Genomic DNA, 20,234 nt, shown 5'->3' on the forward strand with positions numbered 1-20,234 from the left:
CAACGCCGAACGGCCACACCATCGACTCGGACAGAAACCACCGCTATCCTTCCTCCTCCAACATCTACCACAGTGCCAAAGGTGGTGGACGCATACAATTCCTTGAAGCGTGCCACGAAACGTGGCAGATCATCGCTATTGAGCTGGGCCAAGAGATTCTCGTATTCGAAGGCGGATTCCAGGCTGGCATCCATGTCGGCCGTTTCGAGTTTGAAGGTTTCCTTGAATGAGGCCATCGCCTTGATAATTTTTTCTGTCAGATGTCGGAGTTTCCGGTCCTCGGCATCGATCCGCGCTTGCAGCCAGTTGCGTACATCCTGCTCACGGTTGTCGCAGGATTCGACGGTCAATTGGTGCTCACCCAGGGCTTCGGCCCGCATAGCCTCCAAGGTGTCCGACAGCGTCGCATCGACAGATGCTTCCTGCACCAGCAAAGCCGTCTGCTCGCGTAGTTCCTGGGCATCCGCGCGACGCTGCTCCACTTTGGCGCGTCGGTCGCGCATGGATTGCAACTCTTCTTCGGTGCCTTTAAGCGCCTGCTGCAGTTCCCGTAGGCGTTCATTCAGTTGTTTGAGGATATCCGATGCCTGCGCAAGCTTCTGGCGCTCGTCTTCAAGAGCGGCGATTGCCGTCGCCACCCGAGCCCAATCGATTTCTTCGAAGCTCGTGAACTCCTCCAGGCGGGTCAGTGCATCGAGTCTGATCTGTAGCCCCTTACGCTCGCCATTAATCTTGGCAATTTGGCTCCCCACCTCGCCGAGATGGCTTTCGAGCTGGCGACGCTTGGCTTCCAGCGCGGCAATCTTGGCGCTGTTGCTCCAGCCGAGCACGTAGCGGCTGCGGTCATCGATACGATGGCGGTCGTCCTTCTCGTGTCGGCCAGTCGGGTCTTTGATCTGGCCGGCGCGGGTGATGGCCCGCGTTTCGCGGCGAAACTGTTCCTGCGTGGCGCAACAGGCCACGTCGAAACGATGGGCGAGCTCGCGCTCTAGCCAGTCGTAGTAGGGCGAATCGGGCTTGATGGCGAGTTTCCTCACCAGTGAGTCAGGGTGCAGTTCCGGTAAATCGGAGGTTTTGCGGGGGCGAACGTGGAAATAGACCAAGCGGCCGCGCAAATGGCTGCTATCCACCCACTCGGCCACGGCCTTGTAGTGGGCATCCGGCACCAGTAGGGCCAGACCGAAGCCACGCAGCAACCTTTCGGCCGCGCCTTCCCAGTCGCGCTCATCCTCGCGTACCTGGATCAACTCGCCTGCAAACGGCATGTCATCCACATCCAGGCCCAGCGCGGCACACAAGACGGCGCGTATCTGAATCTGTTGGTCGTCGATGTTGCTGCGCCGGCGTTTGAGACTGTCGATTTCGGCCGTCAATCGTTCGTGCTCGAGCTTGCCCTGGCGCAAGCTCACGCCATGCTCAGTCAGCGTGTTCTGGAGATCGGCATCGCGGTTTTGGACTTCTTCCCGCCACGCCTTGCATTGTGCCCGCTGCGCGGCGAAGGTGACCTCCTCACGGGGCGCCGACTCACCCAAAATGGCGACCAGTTCTTGGTAACGCTCATACTTGGCCTTGCGTGCATCGCGTAGTTGCTCTTGCTTACGGATCTCGGCGGCGAGACGCTCCAGACGGTCGCCGCCGTTGGCGTTGATGGCCTGTTTCAGCTCATCTACCTGCCGGACTTGCTCTTCGCGCGTACCTTCCAGGCGCCGCACCTGGCCATCGACTTTATTCCATTCTTCGTCGAGCAGACCCAGACGTTTGTCCAGCAATCCCAATTTGAGGCCCGCAAAGTGCGCACGTAGTCCGTCGCGGCATTGCCGCAGATGATTCACATCGTGCACCAGTTCGCCATGCCGCTTGCAGTCGGCCACCAACGGCGTCAGCAGCTCCACCTGTTGCTGGGCTTTGAGCACGGCCTGATGGGCGCGGTTGAGATCGTCGAAGTGACCGATCAGTGCCTGGATGCGCGGTGCCACCTCGAATGGCTCCAGCATATGATTGCGCACGAAGTCGGTCAGGTTGCCCACCGACTTCATCGATACCGTCTGGTGAAAGAGTTCCAGTGCCTGATCGTTGTCGATGCCGAGGCGGCGCCGAAACCACGCGGCATAGGGCGGAAAGCTGTCAAAGAGGTCGGCGCCGGTCTCGCGCAGCCGCTTGCGTAGGACAGCGATGTCGCTGCCGAAGTTGGCGAAGTCCTCGGCAATCGACATTGCACGCTCGGCCCCGACATAGAGCCGGGCCGGCTGCCCTTGCGCCTCCTTCATCCAGAACATTTGTGCGAGGCTCACCGTCTGGTCGTAACCGGCGTTGTGAAACACGCCCAGAATGACGGAATAACTGTTATGGTCGCGCAGAGACACCGGTTTGGCCGCCCCGGTGACCTCATTGCGTTCGGATTTGTAGTGCCCCAACACGTACGAACGCAAGGTTCGCTCCCGGCTGTCCGCGCCGGCGGCCTTGTTGTAGGCGATGCGATGGGCTGGCACCAGCAGCGTGGTGATGGCATCCACCAGCGTGGACTTGCCGGAACCGATGTCGCCAGTAAGCAGCCCATTTTTGCCGTTCAGTTGCAGCGTCCAGACTCGGCCGTCGAAGGTGCCCCAGTTGAAAACCTCCAGCCGCGCGAGGCGGAAACCCGATAAAGCGTCGTCCGCCACGAAATCCAACCCCAGGGACTGCGCCTCACTCATCACGCGTCTCCTTGCCCGACGCCCCGCCAGACAAGGCGGATTGATAGGCTGCCAAGCGGGCATCGAACTCGGCCAGCCATTGCGCGTCGACAAAAGCCTTTAGGATGCGCCGAACCTCGAAATGGGCCTGCCCCGCCAAGCCACCACTCGCGGGCTTGAGTTTGTGCAGAAAGCCCAGATCCACTACCTTGTTGATGGTGCTTTCGATCTGGTCTATCAGTTTGGCCTCATTGGGCCCGTCCGGCAGAAAGACCCGTACCAACTCGACGATCTCATCACGCGACAGCACCAGACGGGTGTCGCCGCCAACGGCATCGAATTCGGCCAATTTTTTGCGCAGCAAGGCCAGCAACAGACTCACCGAAAACGACAAGGGGCGGCGCGCAATCAGGCGCGGTAAGCGCGGCGTGGGATCATCCTCTGCAGGCTCGGGGCGGCTTTTCAGGAAGGCATATCCTTCCGCTTCATCGAGTACCAGTTCGAGATTGAGTACCGCCACATAATGCCGCACGCGGGCCTGCAGGTTCAGCAATGCCGCCCACTGGCGCTCGTCCTGCTCCCGGTACTGCACCCCCTTGAGCAGCCCGATCAGCAAAGACGATAAATCCGGCTCGGGTGCGGCTACAGGTGCGGTCATTGCGTTAGCGAAATCTTCTTCCATTCCTATCGAATTCCCGGACTCGTTCTTGGATCAGCGCATGAAAATCACGCGCGGTAGGCGGGCCGTGCGACTCACGACTTCGCCGCGATCATCTTCTGCCTGCCAGTGTATGGCTTCCGGCGTGTCCTCATCCACCACAATGTTGAAGGCATCGCAGCCCAGCTGGAGGTAGGTCACTAGCTCCGCCAAGCCCTGCTGCAGGGGCTGCAAGGCCACCAGTTCGCGCAAACTAATCTGCGCCCTGTCCTGCAAGGCATGGCGGATGTGCCGGGTAAGCCTGGTCTTGTCCACCACCACCTGATCGAACAACGCCGAAGGATCGATGTCCTCGTCCCCCGCCATCAGTACCAGGTTGGTAATGACCGGTTTCACCGGTGGCGTAAATAAGGGCCGTTCCATCGCTAGTTCGATAGTAGCGCAAGCATCGGCCATCTCCATCACGGTTCCTGTCGGCGGCGCTTCCCGCAGCGCCAGGGCCTTGCTCTCGATGCCGTGCAGAATATCCATGATGCGGCGGTTTTCCAGCCAGGCCTGGTCGTCGAGAAAGCGGCGCAATTGTTGCGACAAGGCCGCCACCGTGCGTTGGGTGTGTTCGCCGGCCTCCATCCAATCATAATGCACGCGGCGGGTACGGGGATCGGGCTGCAAAGCCATCACCGCCGGGAGCTGAAGCACTCGTTCCAACAACTCGGTCAACTCCTCCTGGCGACGGCTGGAGAGCAGAAACTCCCAGAACGCGCGGAAACTTTTGCCCTGATCGGAATCGGCAATCGCATCGCGCTCACCCATGATTTCCTCCAGCAGCGCCCCCTTGCTGCCCTCCCACAGCGCAATGCGCTCGCGCACGCGCCGGTCCAACTGGCGGAAGTTGTGCTCCACTTCGCGAAAGTCGGTGAGCAAATCGCGCGCACCCTGCATGAACTGCTGAAAACGATCCTTCAGCGCCGCGTCGTCCAAGAGCGGCATATCGCCCGCCAACACGCGCGCAATCTCGGCGTCGATCTCATCACGTTTTTTGTGCAGGTCGGCGATGCGCTTGGCCGGGTCGGCCTCGCTGCCCTCACGCATTTGCTTGAGTAGGTCGAACAGTGTGAGCAAGCGCGATTCGGTGCCAACGAACTGCCGTTCCGAAAGCTGTGTCAGCCAGGCGATGGCTTTCTCGGTCGCGGGCGTGAGGTCGAATTGCGGTTCGTCCGAGCCGGGCTTGTAAAACTTGCGCAGCCAGCCTTTATCCGGCGACGCCCAGTCGTTCAGATAGTCGAGCGCGGGCTTGGGAAACGCGGCTTCGCCGAGCTGCAGACGCAAGGCGTACAACTCGTCTTCTAACGCTTCAGCCAGATCGGCCTCACTCATCACCCGCGCGTTGGGCGCCACGAATACGCGGTAGAGAAAACTCGCCACTAGCGGCGCATGGTCCGAACGCAAGAGCCGCCAAGCGGGATTTCGGGTGCGCAGGGTGTCGAGGGTGGCATAGTCGAGCGTCATGGGGTGCTCGACCGAGTGGGAGCGAACAGCACGGATGCAAGTGCGGCCCAGGCGGATCGACGTAAGGTAGCGCCCTCGGCGATGACCGTTGATTTCGTGGATGCCACGCCTTCTATCGAATGCTCCTGAACTTCGACATCAGCCAGCAGAAATTCCTGACCTCGCGCAGAAGGCTTGGAGATATTTTTCATTGTCGGTGGCGTGCCCGTCAGGCTCGATGCAATCTGCTTTCGAACCTAATGCAACTTCATCGCTTCGGTCAAGAAGCACGGTGCCAGCTTTCCATGTCATACAACATTAGGTGCGGCGATGCCGATTCGACATGGGCACAGGCCCCCACATAGTGACGGCACTGGCCGCACCAGACGTTGGACAGCAGCCGCTGGCGGATGTCAGCGGGAATCGCTTCCCAGCGCTGACGGGCTGGTTTGGTGAAAGTAGGCGGTGATGCAATCGCCACAGATCATTCCTCGAATAATTCAGAGTGCGTGCCCGCCCGCACAAAGATGATGGCATTGCCATCCAGGCGGTAGATGAGCAGGAAGTCGCCGCCGATATGACATTCGCGGTGGTCGACCCAATCACCCTTCAGCGGGTGATCCAGCCATTCGGATCCCAGCGGCTCATCGTTGCCAATGAGCAGCAACATCGCCTCCTTCAGCCGTTTCAGGTCGTAGCGTCCTGAGCGCGAGAGGCGTTCCCAGTCTTTGAGGAAAGTCTTGGTGTAGTCGCACGCCCTGGGCAGAGGCGCCCGCTTACTGCTGGCGGGCTTTTTGGCCTGCGCCGAAACTTGCGTTTTCGAGGTCATCGATCAGGGTGTCTGCAGACTCAAAACGGGCGGTACGCGCCTTGGCCATGGCGCGGGCTTCTTCCATCGCCGCGCGGGTCTGGGCATTGGGCACCTTCAACTCCAAAGGGAAGGCCTGGTCGTTGACCACACGCTTGAGCAGGATGCGCACGGCATCAGACACCGACAGCCCCATGGCTGCCAGCGCCTCGCTGGCTTGCGTTTTGATTTCGTCGTCCACCCGGACGTGCAACATCGTGGAATGGGCCATGATCAAATCCTCCGTTTACGCAATTATGTATCTCTTTTGCGATACGGTCAAGTGGACGCTGACGATGCTCTGCTGGTGTTCTATGTCTGACCGGTGGCCTTGGTTGACGATGAACCGCCGTGCGTAACTTGTTGAGTTTGCGAGCGCAAGAACTACGCCTACCCGCAGCACTGATGGCCGGAACCCTGCGTGGCGCGGGAATTTCAGGCAAGAAAAAGGGTCCGGAAATTATCCGAGCCCTTGGCATTGGTGGAGGCGGCGGGAATTGAACCCGCGTCCGCAAGCCCTAGACCACCGGATCTACATGCGTAGTCTGTCTATTGGGTTTTAACCCGGAGCGACTCCAACAGACAGGATGCGCTCCCGGCGATTCGGCTTTACTTTAACGCTAGGCCCACCGAACAGACCGAGCGCGATTCCGTGTTTCGTCGACCCCCCGCAGGCCTTGCGGCCACCGGACCCGCGGACAAACCCGGGCGGAGGGCTCACTGCTTAAGCAGCGAGGGCGTAATTGCTGTCGTTGGCAATTATGAATCTGCGACCAGTTTTAAGAGCAAATCGCAGCTCTGCATGCACCGAAGGCTTCGCGACCTACGTCGAAACCGGTCGCCCCCTTTACGTGCCTTGGACTATACGCGGTCGCGCAAAGTTCCGAAAGTGCCCGCAAGCTTGGCAATACTAGGAAGGGTCGTCGAGCAGCTGTCGCAACCGATAGAGCGCATCGAGGGCGGCGCGCGGCGTGCACTCATCAGGGTCGATTTCGGCCAGGGCGCGCAGGGCAGGGTGGGGTGGCTCGGCAAACAACGACAGTTGTTGCGACGCCGCCATCGGCCGCGTGGTCTGCGCCGGGGCCATGCCCTCCAAAATGGTGAGACGCTCGCGGGCATTGCGCAATACGGTTTCGGGCAAACCGGCAAGCCGTGCCACCGCAAGACCAAAGCTTTGCGTGGCGGGCCCTTCTTCGAGCTGGTGCAAAAAGGTCACCTGCTCGGCCTGGGCGATGGCATCCAAGTGGACATTGGCCAGTTGTGGATGCTGCATCTCCGTCAGTTCAAAGTAGTGCGTGGCAAAGAGGGTAAAGCTCTGCAGGCGCAGGAGTTCCTCAGCACTGGCCCAGGCGATGGCCAGGCCATCATAGGTAGCCGTACCACGGCCAATTTCGTCGAGGATGACGAGGCTTTGCGCGGTCGCTAGGTGCAGTATCTGCGCTGTTTCCTGCATCTCGACCATGAAGGTAGAGCGTCCGCCGGCGAGGTCGTCGGCGGCACCAATGCGGGTGAAGATTTGATCGACGGGGCCAAGGCGCGCCAATTGGGCGGGTACCCAAGAGCCAACATGCGCAAGGAAGACGATCAAGGCAACCTGGCGCATGAAGGTCGATTTGCCGCCCATATTGGGGCCGGTGATCAGCAGCATGCGCCGATCCGCATGGAGTTCCAGGTCATTGGGTACAAAAGCGGAGCCCAGTTCCGCCTCCACCAAAGGATGGCGACCGGCGCGAATCTCCAGGCAGCTATCGCGCACAAATTCTGGTGCCGTCCAGCGCAGGCTGTGCGCCCGCTCGGCAAAGTTGGCAAGTAGGTCCCACTCGCTGATTTCCGCCAATACCCCTTGTAAGGCTTCTACTTGGGTGGCGGTTTCTTGCAACAGCTCCCGAAATAAGGTCTTTTCTCGCGCCAAGGCTCGACTTTCGGCCGAGAGCACCCGATCCTCGATTTCCTTGAGGGCAAGATTGCTGAAACGAGACGCCGTTTTGGTGCTTTGGCGACGTTGATAATCGGCGGGGATGGGGCCGTCGTAACTGGCGGGAATTTCGATGAAATAGCCGTGTATGCGATTGAATTGCACGCGCAACTGCGGGATGCCGCTACGCTCTCGCTCCTGTTCTTCCAAAGCAGCGAGTTCGGCACCCACATGCTGCTCGGCGTGGCGCAACGCCGCAAGTTCGGCGTCGAAATCGTCCTGCAGATAGCCGCCATCGCGCTGGTTGAGGGGCGGTTCTTCCACCAAGGCACGCTCGAGCAGGCTGCGCAGGCTGGTAAAATCGGCGCGGCGGGGAGCCTCGTGTTCCGGCAGGAGACTCTCGACGAGGTCGATGGTTTTGCAAATTTCTGGCAGGCGCTGCAGAAAATGGCGCAGATGGGCAAGATCGCGGGGGCTGGCGCTTTGCAGGGCGACGCGGGTCAGCACCCGCTCGACATCGGCCAAGCCTTGCAGGGTACTCTGCAGGGCACGGTAGCGTGCCCCTTCTACCAAGACCGCCACGCGGCGCTGGCGGGCAAAGAGGGCCTCGCCCTGACGCAGGGGACGCAGCAGCCAGCGGCGCAATAGGCGCGCGCCCATGGGTGTTTGGCAGTGCTGTAGCAGGTGCCAGAGGCTCGGTCCGTCGTTGTCGCGCCCACGTAGAATCTCCAGCGAGCGCAAGGCATTGGCATCGATACCGAGGGCGTCGAGCGGGCGTTCGGGCAGAATGCGCTGCACCTGGGCCAAAGACACCTTGAGGCGCGATTCGGCATAGTTCAGGACCGCCGCTGCCGCGTGCAGGCTGAGGGGGTGCCCCTCGACACCAAAACTCTCGAGCCGATTGCCGAAGTAGCGCTGCAGGATGCGCGTCGTTGCCGCAGAGCTGGTCGTGCCTTCCAAGACTCGCCAGCGCTCGCGAAAGGGCAATGCTGCCGCTTCTACCGCCGCGGGTACCAGGATTTCTGCCGGCTGTAGCTGCCGCAAGCGATCGGCCAGCGAAGGTAGGTCGGCAAAATCTTGTACCCGCAACTCGCCGCTGGTTACCGACAACAACGCCAAACCCCAGGCGCCGTTGCTGCCCGCGTGCAAGGCAGCAAGCAGCGATTCCTGTTCCGGCTCGAGGAGGCTGCTGTCGATAAGGGTTCCCGGCGTAAGTACCCGGGTAATGCTGCGCTCCACCGGCCCCTTGGTAAGGCCGGGATCGCTCATTTGTTCGGCAATGGCAACGGTCACTCCGGCACGGACCAGGCGCGCCAAGTAGCTTTCGGCACTGCGGATGGGCACTCCGGCCATGGGGATGGCTTCGCCGGCACTTTGACCACGAGTGGTGAGGGCAATGCCCAAAAGCTCGCTTACCCGTTTGGCGTCGTCATAAAACAACTCGTAAAAATCGCCCATGCGGAAGAAGAGCAGGGCATCGGGATTCTCGGCCTTGAGGGCAAGATATTGCCGCATGACCGGCGTATGCTGTTCTGTATGCTTTGGATCAGTCACTTGCGTAAAATCGTCTAGAGGTCGGATACACAGGGATTACAGTATCATGCTGGCGGAAATAGTGCAGTCCATCTGGGGGGGCAAATAGGTGGCCAGCCCTACCCACCGAGCCCTGATTGACGAGCATCCAAAAAGATGCGTTCGTTGGACGCTTGTGTTGCACCAGCAAAATTGTCCATAAAGAGCAGAACCTTAACTGCCCGATGAAAAGGATATCGATACGGCCAAGACCTATAATTTACCCGATCTAATCGATCTCGCGAAGCGCATCAAAAATTGATACCGGCAATTTCATGAATCGATCGTTACCAAATTTTGCATCGACTCCGGTTGATGCAACCATACGGCAGGCGCTTGCACGTCGCCCAGACGTTGCGGCCGCCTATGAGACGATGATGGCGGCCCAAACAGGAATCAAAGCCGCACGGGCAAACTTTATGCCGAAGATTTTTGCCGCGGCAAATGTTACTTGGGGCTCGAATAGTTTTTCGCTTGCTGGATTGCCGGCTCTCAGCCAGCAAGGGGTTGGCGATAGCGTATTACTCGGAATAACGGTTCCGCTTTTTGACGGCGGCTTGCGTGATGCACAATTGCAGGATGCGGAATCAAAAGCGGCAGTTGCTAGAAGTGATTTTCAGCGTGTTCAATATGCTGCGGTAACGGAAATTGTGACGGCGCGCAATAGCTTGCGCACCGCGCTCCAATCTTATCATGCTGCCACGGCACTGGTAGATGCCAGTCAAATAACCTACAACGCGGCTCTTGCCGCCTATAACAAAGGCATGGGTACCATTGATGCCGCCACGACCGCGGATACTGCCTTGCTCAACGCGCGGCAGTCCCAGATCGATGCCCGCGCGGCGGTTATGGTTAGCGCCATTAAACTTGCCTTCGTTCTTGGAAAACTGACATCCAATCATGATCTTCCGCAATGATCGGTTTGCGGTGCGCGAGTAACCTCAGGTGGAGGCCCAAAACCTCCTCGTTCGGCGGCCTGGAAAGTGACCCAATACCAGAAACAAAGCTCGCACGGCAGGTTGCGATGTTTTTGTGGCAATCGTGCGAGTGCACGGGTGGCATAAAAAATGCCCCGTGCCGTAGCGCCGGGGCGTAGTAGAGGAGGGCTGAATCAGTTGCGGTTACTGCCGCCAAAGATCTGCAACAAAGCCATGAACAAGTTGATGATGTCGAGATACAAGCCGACCACCAAGAGCACTGGCTCCTGAATGCCACCCTGTACCATCCGCTGGGTATCGAAGATGATCAGGCCACTGAACACGATCACCAAAACTCCGGCCATTGCCAGTTGCAGCGCGGGCATGTGCAGCAAGAACATATTCAACAGCGAGACCAAGATGGCCAGGATCAGCCCGGTCATCAAAAATCCGGCCATGTTGCTGAAGTTACGCTTGGTCGTCATGGCATAGGCCGAGAGGCCAACGAACATGACTGCCGTCGTGCCCAGGGCGGTCGCGATAATCTGCGGGCCGTCGGGCATGCGCAGATACATGGCAATACCGGGACCCATCATCATGCCCATGCCTGCGGCAAAGGCAAAAACCAAAGGTACGGCAAAGGGGCTGCGGTGGGCGCCGGTATACTGCACTGCAAACAGCAAAATGAAGGATCCAATCATCAGCAGGATGGGATGCTGATAGGCAAAAGGTGAACTCATCCCATAGATCGAAGCGATAGCCGAGACGCCCAAGGTGGCCGCAAGAAGGCCGTAGGTTTTGGCCATCAAACCGCCAAGGCTGGCAACTTGCTGGTTCGCTCCGTAGGGACTCATTCCCTCGGGAAATTGATAGGGTTTTTGATCGTAATTCATGTTGTCGCTCCTAAATGGGACCGCTCTCTCCAAGATATCCAATGGCTTAGATTATAGGACCTTGGGGATGGTTCCGTACAGCGGCAAAGGCTCCTGTGGTGGCTTCGGCTAGTGCTATCATGGAAGCCCTTACCGATCCGAGGGACATTGTGAACACGGAAACCGCCCAACAACGCATCGATGCCTTGCGCGCGCTGCTGCAACGCGCCAACGCGGCCTATTATCAAGCCGATGCCCCCATCTTGAGCGATGCCGAATACGACCGTCTGCTGCGCGAGTTGCAGGAGTTAGAAGCGGCTTTTCCCCAGTTTCAGTCCCCCGACTCCCCCACCCAGCGAGTCGGCGCGCCGCCGCTCACGGCCTTTGCCAGTACCGAATACCGTCTGCCAATGACTTCGCTCGACAACGTTTTCAGTCCCAGCGAATTTGCCGACTGGTGGAGCCGCTTGCAGAAAGGCCTAGGTGCGGAGGAAGCGTTGTCCCTGAGCGCTGAACCCAAGTTTGACGGTCTGTCGCTGAATCTGCGCTACGAAGGCGGCGTTTTGGTGCAGGCCGGTACCCGCGGCGACGGCGTGCACGGCGAAGACGTGACCGCCAACGTGCGTACCATCCGTAATCTCCCTTTGCGTCTGCAAGGGGCGGGCTGGCCAGAGCTGCTCGAGGTACGCGGCGAAGTGGTGATTCCGATAGCGGCCTTTGCGCGCCTCAACCAAGAGCGCGAAGCCGAGGGCGAGGCGCCCTTTGCCAACCCCCGCAATGCCGCCGCCGGCAGCCTGCGGCAACTCGACTCGCGCATTACCGCGCGCCGCCCCCTGGCCTTTTTCCCTTGGGGTTGGGGAGAGACCAGCGCACCTTTGGGCAGCAGCCATCTGGCTATTTTGGAGCGCCTGCACGGCTGGGGATTTCCCCTGTTGACGGAGCTCTTGCGGCGGGTAAGCAGCCTTGCGGAGGCAGAACAGTACTATCAAGAGATGCTCGCTCGGCGCGCGCACTTGGCCTTCGAAATCGATGGCTTGGTCTTTAAGATCGATGACCTGAGCCAGCGCGAGCGCCTTGGTTTTACCGCGCGGGCGCCGCGTTGGGCGATTGCCCACAAATTCCCTGCCCAAGAGGAAACGACGGTGGTGCGCGATATTCTCGCCTCGGTGGGCCGCACGGGGGTCATCACCCCCGTCGCCATCGTCGACCCGGTGGCCGTAGGCGGGGTGACCATTAGCCGTGCTTCCCTGCACAACTTGGAGGAGGTGCGACGCAAAGACGTGCGTATTGGCGATACGGTGCTCATTCGCCGCGCTGGCGACGTCATCCCCGAGGTGGTGCAGGTGTTGCACGAGCGCCGGCCGGAAAACGCCGTCGAGTGGCAGATGCCGACCCAATGCCCGGTCTGCGGTTCGGAGGTGATTCGCCTGGGCGATGAGGTCGCCTATCGCTGCAGCGGCGGCCTATTTTGTCCTGCGCAGCGGGTGGGTGCCGTGCTCCACTTTGCCTCGCGCAAGGCCATGGATATTCGCGGCCTTGGCGAGAAACTGGCGCAACAATTGGTGGATGTCGGCCTGCTGCAAAAGGTTTCCGATCTCTATCATCTTTCGGCGGAAGCACTGGCAAATCTCGAGCGCATGGGAAGTCGCTCGGCAGAAAAACTGCAGGCCGAAATCGAGGCTTCGCGGCAGACGACATTGCCGCGCTTTCTCTATGCGTTGGGGATACCGCAGGTGGGGGAGACCACGGCGCTGGCGCTTGCCGAGCATTTCGGCAGCCTGGAGGCCCTGATGCAGGCCGACGAGGAGACCCTCACCCAGGTACGCGATGTTGGGCCGGTCGTTGCCCACGCGGTGGTGCATTTTTTTGCCCAGCCGCACAACCAAGAAGTGATTGGCGAATTGCTGGCGGCAGGCATTCACTGGCCGGCACCGGCGCCGAAGACGGCAGGGAATCTCTCGGGCAAGCAGTTCGTCCTCACCGGAACCCTACAGGGCTGGAGTCGGGACGAGGCAAAGCAGGAAATCGAGCGCCGTGGGGGTAGGGTGGTCAGCGCCGTCTCCGCAAAAACCGATTACCTGATTTGCGGCGAAAAGCCCGGTAGCAAGCTCAATCAGGCCGAAAAACTTGGTGTTCCGGTCCTCGACGAGGAGGCCTTCGCGCGCCTACTGGCGGGCTAGAAGGCTTTCGTAGGCCTCTTGCACCAGTTCGCTGCCGTATTTTCTCTCCAGTCTGCGGATCGTGAAATGCGCGCCCGCCATGCTTTGAAAATGGTCGATGAACAAGGTATTGACGGCGGCACCGCTAATGGCGCCGAGCGCCGGTACGAGCTGGGCGATGGCCTTGTCGGTAACGGCAATGCCGAAGCGCTCCGCAACGCGGCTCAGGGTGGCCAACAGGAGCGGCTGGGCGGTACTGCCGCTTTTGGCAAGTAGTCCGGGGGCGTTGGAGATGCCGCTGGCCAAGGCAATACGCAAGGAGTAGTAGCCGGTTTCCGCCGCGTCGTCGCTGCGGTTGCGGGTGCTGCCCAAAGCAAAAACCTCGAGGCAGGCGCGTTGGGTATCGGGATGGCTGATCGACTCCCCCTGGCCGCGGGCGATCTCGATGATCGAGCGCAGCATGATGGTGGTCGAAATGGGTAACTCGATGCTGAGCGCCGTCAAGCCAAAAAAGCCGCCAACGCCCCCCGAAAGAGCGACGGCGGCCTTATGCAGACGGTTGGCGGGCGGGCGCCGGGGGGTGTCATGGAGGGTGAGCAGCGCGGCGTCACTGGCACGGCGCAGCGCCATCTCAGAAATCTTGCTGATTTCCTGGTGCCAGTTGGAAGGGAGCAGAGCGAGCCCGCGTTCGATCGGGGTGCCGAGGCGATCGACAATTTTCGCCGCCAAGCTTGGATTCTCCAAGCAGCGATGGGCGCGCTCGAGCTCGGCAAGATCCTCTTCGGTGAGCAGGCGTTGATAGTTCGACATCTGTTTCCTCCCAGTTCTACCCAAGCAACATGGCACGGTTGGCAGGCACTCGCAACGCGGCCAAAGTTGCCCCGCTAGAGCCCCCTGCGGGCTATGGTACACTGCCCGATCGCTACTGTACCGCTTCAGGAATCACCGCCCCATGACTACCGCCTACCGCTTGTCGATTGCCCAAAAAAGCATGTTTTTTGCCGTATTATCGGCGATATTTCTGGCGGCCATGGATCAGACGGTGGTGGCCACGGCGCTACCCACCATTGCGCGCGACTTGCACGGGCTGGCACATTTGCCCTGGGTCATTACCGCCTATCTTTTGAGCTCGACGGTTTCCTTACCCATCTATGGCAAAATTGGCGACCTCATTGGGCGCAAAGTCGTACTCAGTTTTGCCGTTGCGTTTTTTCTGGTGGGTTCGATTTTTTCGGGCTTGGCGTGGAATTTGGATAGCCTGGTTCTGTTTCGTGCCCTGCAAGGACTCGGCGGCGGCGGTATCCTCGTTACCGCCATTGCCAGTATTTCGGATTTCCTTCCCTTACAACAACGCGGTAAATATCAGGGCTTGGTGGGCGCTGCTTTCGGTTTGGCAACCCTCATCGGGCCGTTTTTGGGTGGTTTTGTGGTACAGCATTTTGGCTGGCGCTGGATTTTTTACTTGAACATTCCCTTTGGTATATTTTGCCTGGGTGTGATCCAGTGGGCCTTTCCCAAGCGCGAGAAAAAAGATTTGGCGCTGGATTGGATGGGTGCCGCTTCGCTCTTTTTTGGGCTCACGGCTTTGGTCTTTTTGGTAGAGTTGGGGCGCCACGATGCTTGGCTCTGGCCGCTCTTGCTGGTGTTTTTGGTAAGCCTATGGGGCATTTTCATTGGCAGCCCTCGTCATCCCGAACCGATACTGCCGCTGGGATTTTTTCGGCACAAGACTTTTTCGGCAAGTGTGATCGTTTCCTTTTTTGTGGGTACAGCCATGCTCGGCTCCATCAGTTTTTTGCCCACCTATTATCAGGCAGTGCGCGGTTACACGCCCACCCAATCGGGGCTGGAAATGCTCTATCTGTTAGTGGGAATGTTGCTAACCTCAACCATCAGTGGGCGCTGGATCAGTAAGCACCAAAAATTTCGCATCTTTCCAATTTTCGGTACCCTCCTTACCGCAATTGCTCTTTGGGTGTTATCCCATGTCGCCCAACACACGCCCTTTTGGCAGATTGATATTGCGCTGATTTTCTTGGGCATTGGTCTGGGTTCGACCATGCAGGTAATGGTCCTGTCGGCACAATGGGCGCTGCCGCACCGGCATTTGGGGGTGGCCACCTCAACGGTATCACTGTTTCGCTCGATGGGCGGTACCCTGGGAGTGGCGGCCTTTGGCGCCGTCTTCACCCACTTTGTCGGGCAAGACCTGGGCAAGGCAGAGCCCGAGCAAATCGTCCTTGCCCTGCATTGGGATTTTGGCGCTGCTGCCGCTTTGACCTTGCTTGCCTTCTTCTTTGCTTGGAACCTCGAAGAACTCGATACCCTCATGGCGCAACGGCAAGCGCGTGGCGAGGGTACAGAATCCTGATCCCCCTCGGTCGTGTCTCTTAGCCGTGTGTTGCTAGCAGCATGGCCGAGGCCCACAGGCCGATGCCACCAATGGCGCTCAGCACGCCAAGGCCGAAGAGCCAACGCTTGCGGGTGAGGGCAGTAATGGACGCCAGAGAAATGGCGATCTGCAGAAAAATCATGGAGATTTCGAGTTGGTTATGAGGACGGTTGAGGCGTGCCGACTCGCTGTTGGCGCGGGCTGACTGCGCTTCCAATTCCTGGGCTTGCGTCTTGATTTCGTTTTTTTGCTGTTGGTATTTAGCTATTTTTGGCTGAAACGCGTCCTTTTTTGCCGGATCGAGAATTTCCCCCAGTTCCAGCAAGTGCAGCTTGGTGCTCACCGATTGATAATAATTCCACTGGTCCGTCGCCCGCGCTTTCTCCAGCACCGCTTCGTTCTTGTAGAGCAAGACTTCGTTCATGAGATGACTACCCTGATAGCTCACCAGTGCGCCAAAGGCAGCGAGTATCGCGGTAAAAATGGCAACCCATTGGCCGAGGCCGTGGTGTTGGCCGGCGCCATCAGCGGCGTGATGGATCGCTTCCTCGTGGGGGGCGTGGGTGTGGAGTCCATGTTCGCTCATCGGTATCGCTCTCCTGTTTTGCTGCCAAGTGGCCAGCACGCGTGCGCAGTCTGCGCCAAGCTCCCCCGGCTAATCAAGACGCGAGGTGTGAAGATTGCGGAGCGCCGTGTGATGCGCGTGATATAGTTGAAGGTATGGACTGCGGGCCCAACGGCGGTTTTTGATGGTTAGGTACCAACACGGGAGATGCTTTTCAGATGCAAGCAACGACAGCCTTTTCCCTGCAGGTGGCTGATGTTCATGGCCTGGTCTACTCCGGGCAGTGCGTGTTTGTGGTCTTGCCCGGCGCGATGGGGGAGTTGGGTATTCTTGCCCATCACGCGCCGTTGCTGTCCATTCTGCAGGCTGGTGAAATGCGTGTGCAGCTCCCCGATGGCAGTACCGAAGTCTTGTTTTTGGAGGGCGGCTTTGCCGAAGTGCAGTCTGCAGGTGTGACGGTTCTTGCCGACCTGAGCTTGCGCATTCCGGATCTCGACCCGGCAGCCATCAAAGAGAATATTGCGAATGCCAAAAATATTTTGGCGCAAGGAAAGCAGAGCGAGATGAACTTTTTGGCAGCAGAACTGGAATTGCAGCGAGAATTGGCCAAGTACCGCGCCTATCAGAAATATTCCAGTGTTCCAGTATCGGAAAAACCGGAATATGACTGGCATCGGCCAGCCGTACCACAAGCGCCCAAAATAAACCCCTCCGCGCTCGAGGATTGACAAGCCGGCACGGTTGCCTTGCCTGCGCTTCCCACGTACTCTTTTGCGCAAAGTGTATAGAAGCAAAGGAGTAGAAGTATGCCGCAATGCGCCCAATCCCAAGCCCCTGTTTATCTGATGGGGGCTAGACGATGACAAATCCTGCTCGTTTTTGTGGTCGTTGTGGTAAGCCGGTGGGCCCAGAAGATGCCTTTTGTGGCATTTGTGGTGCCCCCACCGGAAACAGCCCTATCACTAGTGCCAAGGCGCAAAGATCCGGGCGCCGAGGCGGCATCGTCATTGCGGGTGTTTCGGGGCTGGTGCTCCTCCTTGCGGTGGCGTATGGCGGCTCGAGTTGGTACGCCGGTCGGCAGGTTGCGGCCAAGCTGCAGCCCGGCGCCCTCATCCCCCTCGGCGATGGGCTGAGCTACCATGTGCTGAGCAGCAATCCGGGCATCTTTCATAGCAGCGACCGCGGCGAATTGGTCTATGCCGAGAACGGCAAGGAGCAAAACCTGTTGCCAGTTCGTCAGGAAATTTCCCAAGGTCTCTACCCCGACGGTAGTGTGCTGCGCATTGAAAGCTTTTTGCCGACCGATTCAAAGATCTACCAAGAAGTTGCCGGCCCCGACGCGGCGGTTCACTGGGCCGACAGCACCCGCCCGCTGCTCCTCAAAACCAAGATCGAGGCTTGGGGTGCAAAACAAAGCCGGCTACGCATTTCTGGCGGCACCATACAACAGGGCGACGATGCGATCGTTTGGTCGACCCTGCATGGCCACTTTGCCGAAAACGACGGTACCTTGCACAGCGGCTTCCATTTGCAGCAGCTGCGTTGGCAAGAAGATGGCAAAACGCGTTTCCAGCTCAGCGGGTTACAGGAGCGCTATCGGGAAGCCGTAAGCAATGGCCAGGTAGAGCTGCACTCACGGATGCAGTTAGGGCCGAGCCTCTTTGGTCCGGTACAGATCGAGAAAGTACAAGGCCAAAGCCTCCTGCAGGCGCCGCAGAGCGTTTTGCAAGACACCCACGCCGAGGCCTTGGGGCTCGCCGAAGGCGGGCTTGCGGCACCAACGGCGTGGCAGGGACCGATGCAATTCCAAGTCAGCCATTTTCGCATCGATGGTGAAGATGGCGCCCGCTTGCACCTGCAAATGCACTTTCAAACCCAGGACGTTGCCACCTTCCTCAAAGACGAGCAGGCCGTGGCGCAGTCGCCCCTACAAAGCGCCTTGCCGGCCGGCACATCGCTGCAGCTACAACTGCGCTGTAATCCAGCCCTGGTGCAACAGGCATTACTCGCTACCAGTAGCGATTTTGGGCAACACCCCCTGGATGCCGCCCAGCGCCTGCAGGTGCAGCAAATTGCCCAAGCCATCCCGCAAAATCCCTTGTTCCAATCCCAAGATGGCAAACTCGTATTGGACTTGCAGGCGCAGCAACAGAGCATCACCCTGAACGGGCAGCCGCTACAGCAAAGCAGCAAGGATTTGGCGAGCCTGGTGCTCTTGCTTGCCTCGCTACCGTCGTCGCAGACGCAGGGCTAGGCGCCGGCACAAGACCTGATACCATAGAGGGATGGCCGAGAGCAGTGCTCGAACTCGGCAAGGAGACCCCCTAATGACCGCAACCCCCCAGACCCAGCGGAGCATCGCCAATGCTCCGCGGTATCTGCGTCTTTTGTCTGATATTCATGTAGATGTAAATCCCCCGCATAGCGTGCGTTTCGATCGCCTGCCAACCGACGATGAGAGCCTTTTGGTACTGGCTGGCGATTTTGGCACCCCCAAAAAATTGGCAGACTGGCTGCGGATAGTGGCCGAGCCCTTTCCTTATGTGGTTGCGGTACTCGGAAATCACGATTATTGGGGGATGTCGATAGAGCGCGCCCCAGAAAAATGGCGCGAGGCCTTGGCCAAACATTTGCCGGAGGATTTGCTCGCGCGTTTTACGCTGCTGGAGCAGGAAATCTTGGATATTGGTACGCTGCGCATTATAGGCACCACGCTTTGGTCCGATTACCAGGGCGCCGACCCGTACGCGCTGCGAGCAGCGCAGGAAATGATGCGCGATCACAAGCACATTCGCACCCGTGGCGGTACGGCTCGCTTCTCGGTGCGGGATGCTTTCGAGCTGCACCAAAGCAGTCTGCAATGGCTCGATGCGGCTATTGGCGCTCCCTGGAGCGGTAGCAAGTTGGTGGTTACCCACCATGCGCCGTCTCGCGAGTCCATCTATCCTGCTTTTCGCAAAGATGATCTCTCCGGCGCCTACGCCAGCTGCCTGGACGACCTTGTGGCGCGCAGCGGCGACGTCGGCGTGCACCTATGGCTGCATGGTCATACCCACCATGCCGTCGATTATCACATTGGTGCCGTGCGCGTGCTCTCCAATGCCTACGGTTACCCCAATGAGGGCACCGGCGTTATTCTCGACCAGGCAATTGCGCTGGATGGTCGGTAGCATTGGGCCGCTTTTCCCCGCGCCTGCGGAACCTATGTAGAGTCCGTTCGCGGCTGAAAGCAGCGAGAATCTGGTGTAGAGCAGGGATGACGGTGGGGCTGTTGGTTCTTACGTAGATGGCGGTGATTTGGCGAAAGGGTGTTAGGGGTTCATCACGCTAATTGCTAATATTGCACAGCTACAAGCCTTCCCATCCCGTGAAGCCCCAGACTTTACAAAGTATTGTCAGCAGATAGGTGTTGGTGGTAGTCTTTAAAAGATCGGATATGCACAGCGTATCTTGTCAGAAAAAGACTAATTCTGTTGAAAAACTCCGCTGAAGATGGATGGATCGGTGAGGCTCGTGTATAATTAACCCATTGATTGCAATGGAGACTGCGAGCATGATGGGACATCAGAAGGCGGTACAGGATCAGCTGTTTTACTCCTTCCATCTCGATGATCATGTCCCGCAGTCGCATCTGCTCCGAGCCATCGATCGTGTACTGGATTTCAGCGACCTATCTTCACAACTGGCTGGCCACTACAGCCACACGGGTCGTCCCTCGGTCCCTCCCGAGTTGATGATCCGCATGCTGATCATTGGCTATTGCTACGGCATCCGTTCGGAACGCCGCCTCTGCGAGGAAGTACATCTGAATTTGGCCTATCGCTGGTTTTGCCGGCTCGGGCTAGAGGATCCTGTTCCAGAGCATTCGACGTTTTCCAAGAATCGGCACGGGCGCTTTCGGGAAAGTGGAATATTCCGCTGGCTATTCGAGAGCGTGGTTCAACGCTGTATGGACGCGGGCTTGGTTCAGGGTGAGGGTTTTGCGGTGGATGCCAGTCTCATCGCTGCCAACGCGAATGCGCAGCAGAGCGTGCCGGGAGACGAAATAGGGGAAGCGTGGAAGAGTGTATCGGCAAATCTTTCCCGCGCAGTGCGCGAATATCTCGAGGCACTGGACGAGGCCGCGCCGGATGAGAGCGCACCGAAACGAATATCTCTTACGGATCCGCAGTCCCGG

General features: G+C 58.9%; 17 protein-coding genes and 1 other RNA gene. 8 read left to right on the top strand and 10 right to left on the bottom strand.

What is annotated here, in order from left to right:
* The 5 genes from RTI30_RS06515 to RTI30_RS06535 all read right to left on the bottom strand — a co-directional run.
* Positions 1-2,693, bottom strand: a 2,693-nt coding sequence (locus RTI30_RS06515; protein WP_312262819.1) for an ATP-binding protein, incomplete at its 3' end; no start/stop codon positions are given.
* Entirely contained in the window at positions 2,686-3,354 is a 669-nt protein-coding gene (locus tag RTI30_RS06520) for a DUF4194 domain-containing protein (protein ID WP_312283504.1), read from the bottom strand. The genes RTI30_RS06515 and RTI30_RS06520, both read right to left, overlap by 8 nt.
* Before the next feature lie 30 nt (positions 3,355-3,384).
* Positions 3,385-4,839, bottom strand: a complete 1,455-nt coding sequence (locus RTI30_RS06525) for a DUF3375 domain-containing protein (protein WP_312262821.1) — start codon at positions 4,837-4,839, stop codon at positions 3,385-3,387.
* Between the two features lie 463 nt (positions 4,840-5,302).
* Complete coding sequence (locus RTI30_RS06530; RefSeq protein WP_312262822.1) at positions 5,303-5,647, bottom strand: type II toxin-antitoxin system YafQ family toxin; 345 nt, start codon at positions 5,645-5,647, stop codon at positions 5,303-5,305.
* Positions 5,595-5,897 carry a type II toxin-antitoxin system RelB/DinJ family antitoxin gene (locus tag RTI30_RS06535; RefSeq protein ID WP_312262823.1) on the bottom strand — a complete coding sequence of 101 codons (303 nt, stop codon included), beginning with the start codon at positions 5,895-5,897 and terminating at the stop codon, positions 5,595-5,597. Before RTI30_RS06535 ends, RTI30_RS06530 begins: the two co-directional genes overlap by 53 nt.
* Before the next feature lie 119 nt (positions 5,898-6,016).
* Here RTI30_RS06535 and RTI30_RS06540 point away from each other — a divergent pair, with 119 nt between their 5' ends.
* Positions 6,017-6,166: a hypothetical protein gene (locus RTI30_RS06540; RefSeq protein ID WP_312283505.1), complete on the top strand. Its 150-nt coding sequence runs from the start codon at positions 6,017-6,019 to the stop codon at positions 6,164-6,166.
* On the opposite strand, the gene ssrA is transcribed toward RTI30_RS06540, so the two are convergent.
* Positions 6,145-6,511: a transfer-messenger RNA gene (gene ssrA, locus RTI30_RS06545) on the bottom strand. The two genes, RTI30_RS06540 and ssrA, sit on opposite strands and share 22 nt — an antisense overlap.
* Positions 6,512-6,575: 64 nt before the next feature.
* A complete protein-coding gene (gene mutS / locus RTI30_RS06550; RefSeq protein WP_312274782.1) occupies positions 6,576-9,134 on the bottom strand; it encodes a DNA mismatch repair protein MutS in 2,559 nt (852 codons plus the stop codon).
* A 293-nt stretch (positions 9,135-9,427) separates the two neighbouring features.
* Here mutS and RTI30_RS06555 point away from each other — a divergent pair, with 293 nt between their 5' ends.
* The gene (locus tag RTI30_RS06555; RefSeq protein WP_312262825.1) at positions 9,428-10,069 is read left to right on the top strand and encodes a TolC family protein; all 642 of its coding nucleotides are present in this window, start codon (positions 9,428-9,430) and stop codon (positions 10,067-10,069) included.
* Positions 10,070-10,263: 194 nt separating this feature from the next.
* Here RTI30_RS06555 and RTI30_RS06560 read toward each other — a convergent pair whose 3' ends face one another.
* On the bottom strand, positions 10,264-10,962 hold the full coding sequence (locus RTI30_RS06560) for a Bax inhibitor-1/YccA family protein (RefSeq protein ID WP_312262826.1): 699 nt from the start codon (positions 10,960-10,962) through the stop codon (positions 10,264-10,266).
* 149 nt (positions 10,963-11,111) lie between these two features.
* On the opposite strand from RTI30_RS06560, the gene ligA reads away from it, so the two are divergent.
* Complete coding sequence (gene ligA, locus RTI30_RS06565; RefSeq protein WP_312262827.1) at positions 11,112-13,121, top strand: NAD-dependent DNA ligase LigA; 2,010 nt, start codon at positions 11,112-11,114, stop codon at positions 13,119-13,121.
* Here the strand turns inward: ligA and RTI30_RS06570 are convergent.
* Positions 13,107-13,910, bottom strand: a complete 804-nt coding sequence (locus RTI30_RS06570; protein ID WP_312262828.1) for an EcsC family protein — start codon at positions 13,908-13,910, stop codon at positions 13,107-13,109. The genes ligA and RTI30_RS06570 overlap by 15 nt on opposite strands.
* A 142-nt stretch (positions 13,911-14,052) precedes the next feature.
* On the opposite strand from RTI30_RS06570, the gene RTI30_RS06575 reads away from it, so the two are divergent.
* On the top strand, positions 14,053-15,471 hold the full coding sequence (locus RTI30_RS06575) for an MDR family MFS transporter (protein WP_312262829.1): 1,419 nt from the start codon (positions 14,053-14,055) through the stop codon (positions 15,469-15,471).
* A gap of 19 nt (positions 15,472-15,490) precedes the next feature.
* Here the strand turns inward: RTI30_RS06575 and RTI30_RS06580 are convergent, their stop codons facing one another.
* Positions 15,491-16,078 (bottom strand): DUF4337 domain-containing protein, encoded by a 588-nt coding sequence (locus tag RTI30_RS06580; protein WP_312262830.1) that lies wholly within the window; start codon positions 16,076-16,078, stop codon positions 15,491-15,493.
* A gap of 197 nt (positions 16,079-16,275) precedes the next feature.
* On the opposite strand from RTI30_RS06580, the gene atpC reads away from it, so the two are divergent.
* The 4 genes from atpC to RTI30_RS06600 form a co-directional block, all read left to right on the top strand.
* Positions 16,276-16,785 (top strand): ATP synthase F1 subunit epsilon, encoded by a 510-nt coding sequence (gene atpC, locus RTI30_RS06585; RefSeq protein ID WP_312262831.1) that lies wholly within the window; start codon positions 16,276-16,278, stop codon positions 16,783-16,785.
* Positions 16,786-16,916: 131 nt separating this feature from the next.
* Positions 16,917-18,311 (top strand): DUF945 family protein, encoded by a 1,395-nt coding sequence (locus RTI30_RS06590; RefSeq protein ID WP_312262832.1) that lies wholly within the window; start codon positions 16,917-16,919, stop codon positions 18,309-18,311.
* Positions 18,312-18,384: 73 nt separating this feature from the next.
* Positions 18,385-19,227, top strand: coding sequence for a metallophosphoesterase (locus RTI30_RS06595; RefSeq protein ID WP_312262833.1), 843 nt, complete (start codon positions 18,385-18,387; stop codon positions 19,225-19,227).
* 383 nt (positions 19,228-19,610) lie between these two features.
* The coding region (locus RTI30_RS06600) for a transposase (protein ID WP_312283506.1) at positions 19,611-20,234 on the top strand (624 nt) is incomplete at its 3' end.

Origin of the sequence: Candidatus Igneacidithiobacillus taiwanensis (assembly GCF_031962545.1) — a bacterium.
Classification (GTDB): Bacteria; Pseudomonadota; Gammaproteobacteria; order Acidithiobacillales; family Acidithiobacillaceae; genus Igneacidithiobacillus; species Igneacidithiobacillus taiwanensis.

What these genes read in the sequence shown, in the direction of transcription:
- RTI30_RS06525 (WP_312262821.1), bottom strand. Translation starts at nt 4,839, where the DNA reads ATGACGCTCGACTATGCCACCCTCGACACCCTGCGCACCCGAAATCCC.
- RTI30_RS06535 (WP_312262823.1), bottom strand. Translation starts at nt 5,897, where the DNA reads ATGGCCCATTCCACGATGTTGCACGTCCGGGTGGACGACGAAATCAAA.
- RTI30_RS06530 (WP_312262822.1), bottom strand. Translation starts at nt 5,647, where the DNA reads ATGACCTCGAAAACGCAAGTTTCGGCGCAGGCCAAAAAGCCCGCCAGC.
- RTI30_RS06595 (WP_312262833.1), top strand. Translation starts at nt 18,385, where the DNA reads ATGACCGCAACCCCCCAGACCCAGCGGAGCATCGCCAATGCTCCGCGG.
- RTI30_RS06575 (WP_312262829.1), top strand. Translation starts at nt 14,053, where the DNA reads ATGACTACCGCCTACCGCTTGTCGATTGCCCAAAAAAGCATGTTTTTT.
- RTI30_RS06570 (WP_312262828.1), bottom strand. Translation starts at nt 13,910, where the DNA reads ATGTCGAACTATCAACGCCTGCTCACCGAAGAGGATCTTGCCGAGCTC.
- RTI30_RS06520 (WP_312283504.1), bottom strand. Translation starts at nt 3,354, where the DNA reads ATGGAAGAAGATTTCGCTAACGCAATGACCGCACCTGTAGCCGCACCC.
- atpC (WP_312262831.1), top strand. Translation starts at nt 16,276, where the DNA reads ATGCAAGCAACGACAGCCTTTTCCCTGCAGGTGGCTGATGTTCATGGC.
- RTI30_RS06560 (WP_312262826.1), bottom strand. Translation starts at nt 10,962, where the DNA reads ATGAATTACGATCAAAAACCCTATCAATTTCCCGAGGGAATGAGTCCC.
- RTI30_RS06580 (WP_312262830.1), bottom strand. Translation starts at nt 16,078, where the DNA reads ATGAGCGAACATGGACTCCACACCCACGCCCCCCACGAGGAAGCGATC.
- RTI30_RS06555 (WP_312262825.1), top strand. Translation starts at nt 9,428, where the DNA reads ATGAATCGATCGTTACCAAATTTTGCATCGACTCCGGTTGATGCAACC.
- RTI30_RS06590 (WP_312262832.1), top strand. Translation starts at nt 16,917, where the DNA reads ATGACAAATCCTGCTCGTTTTTGTGGTCGTTGTGGTAAGCCGGTGGGC.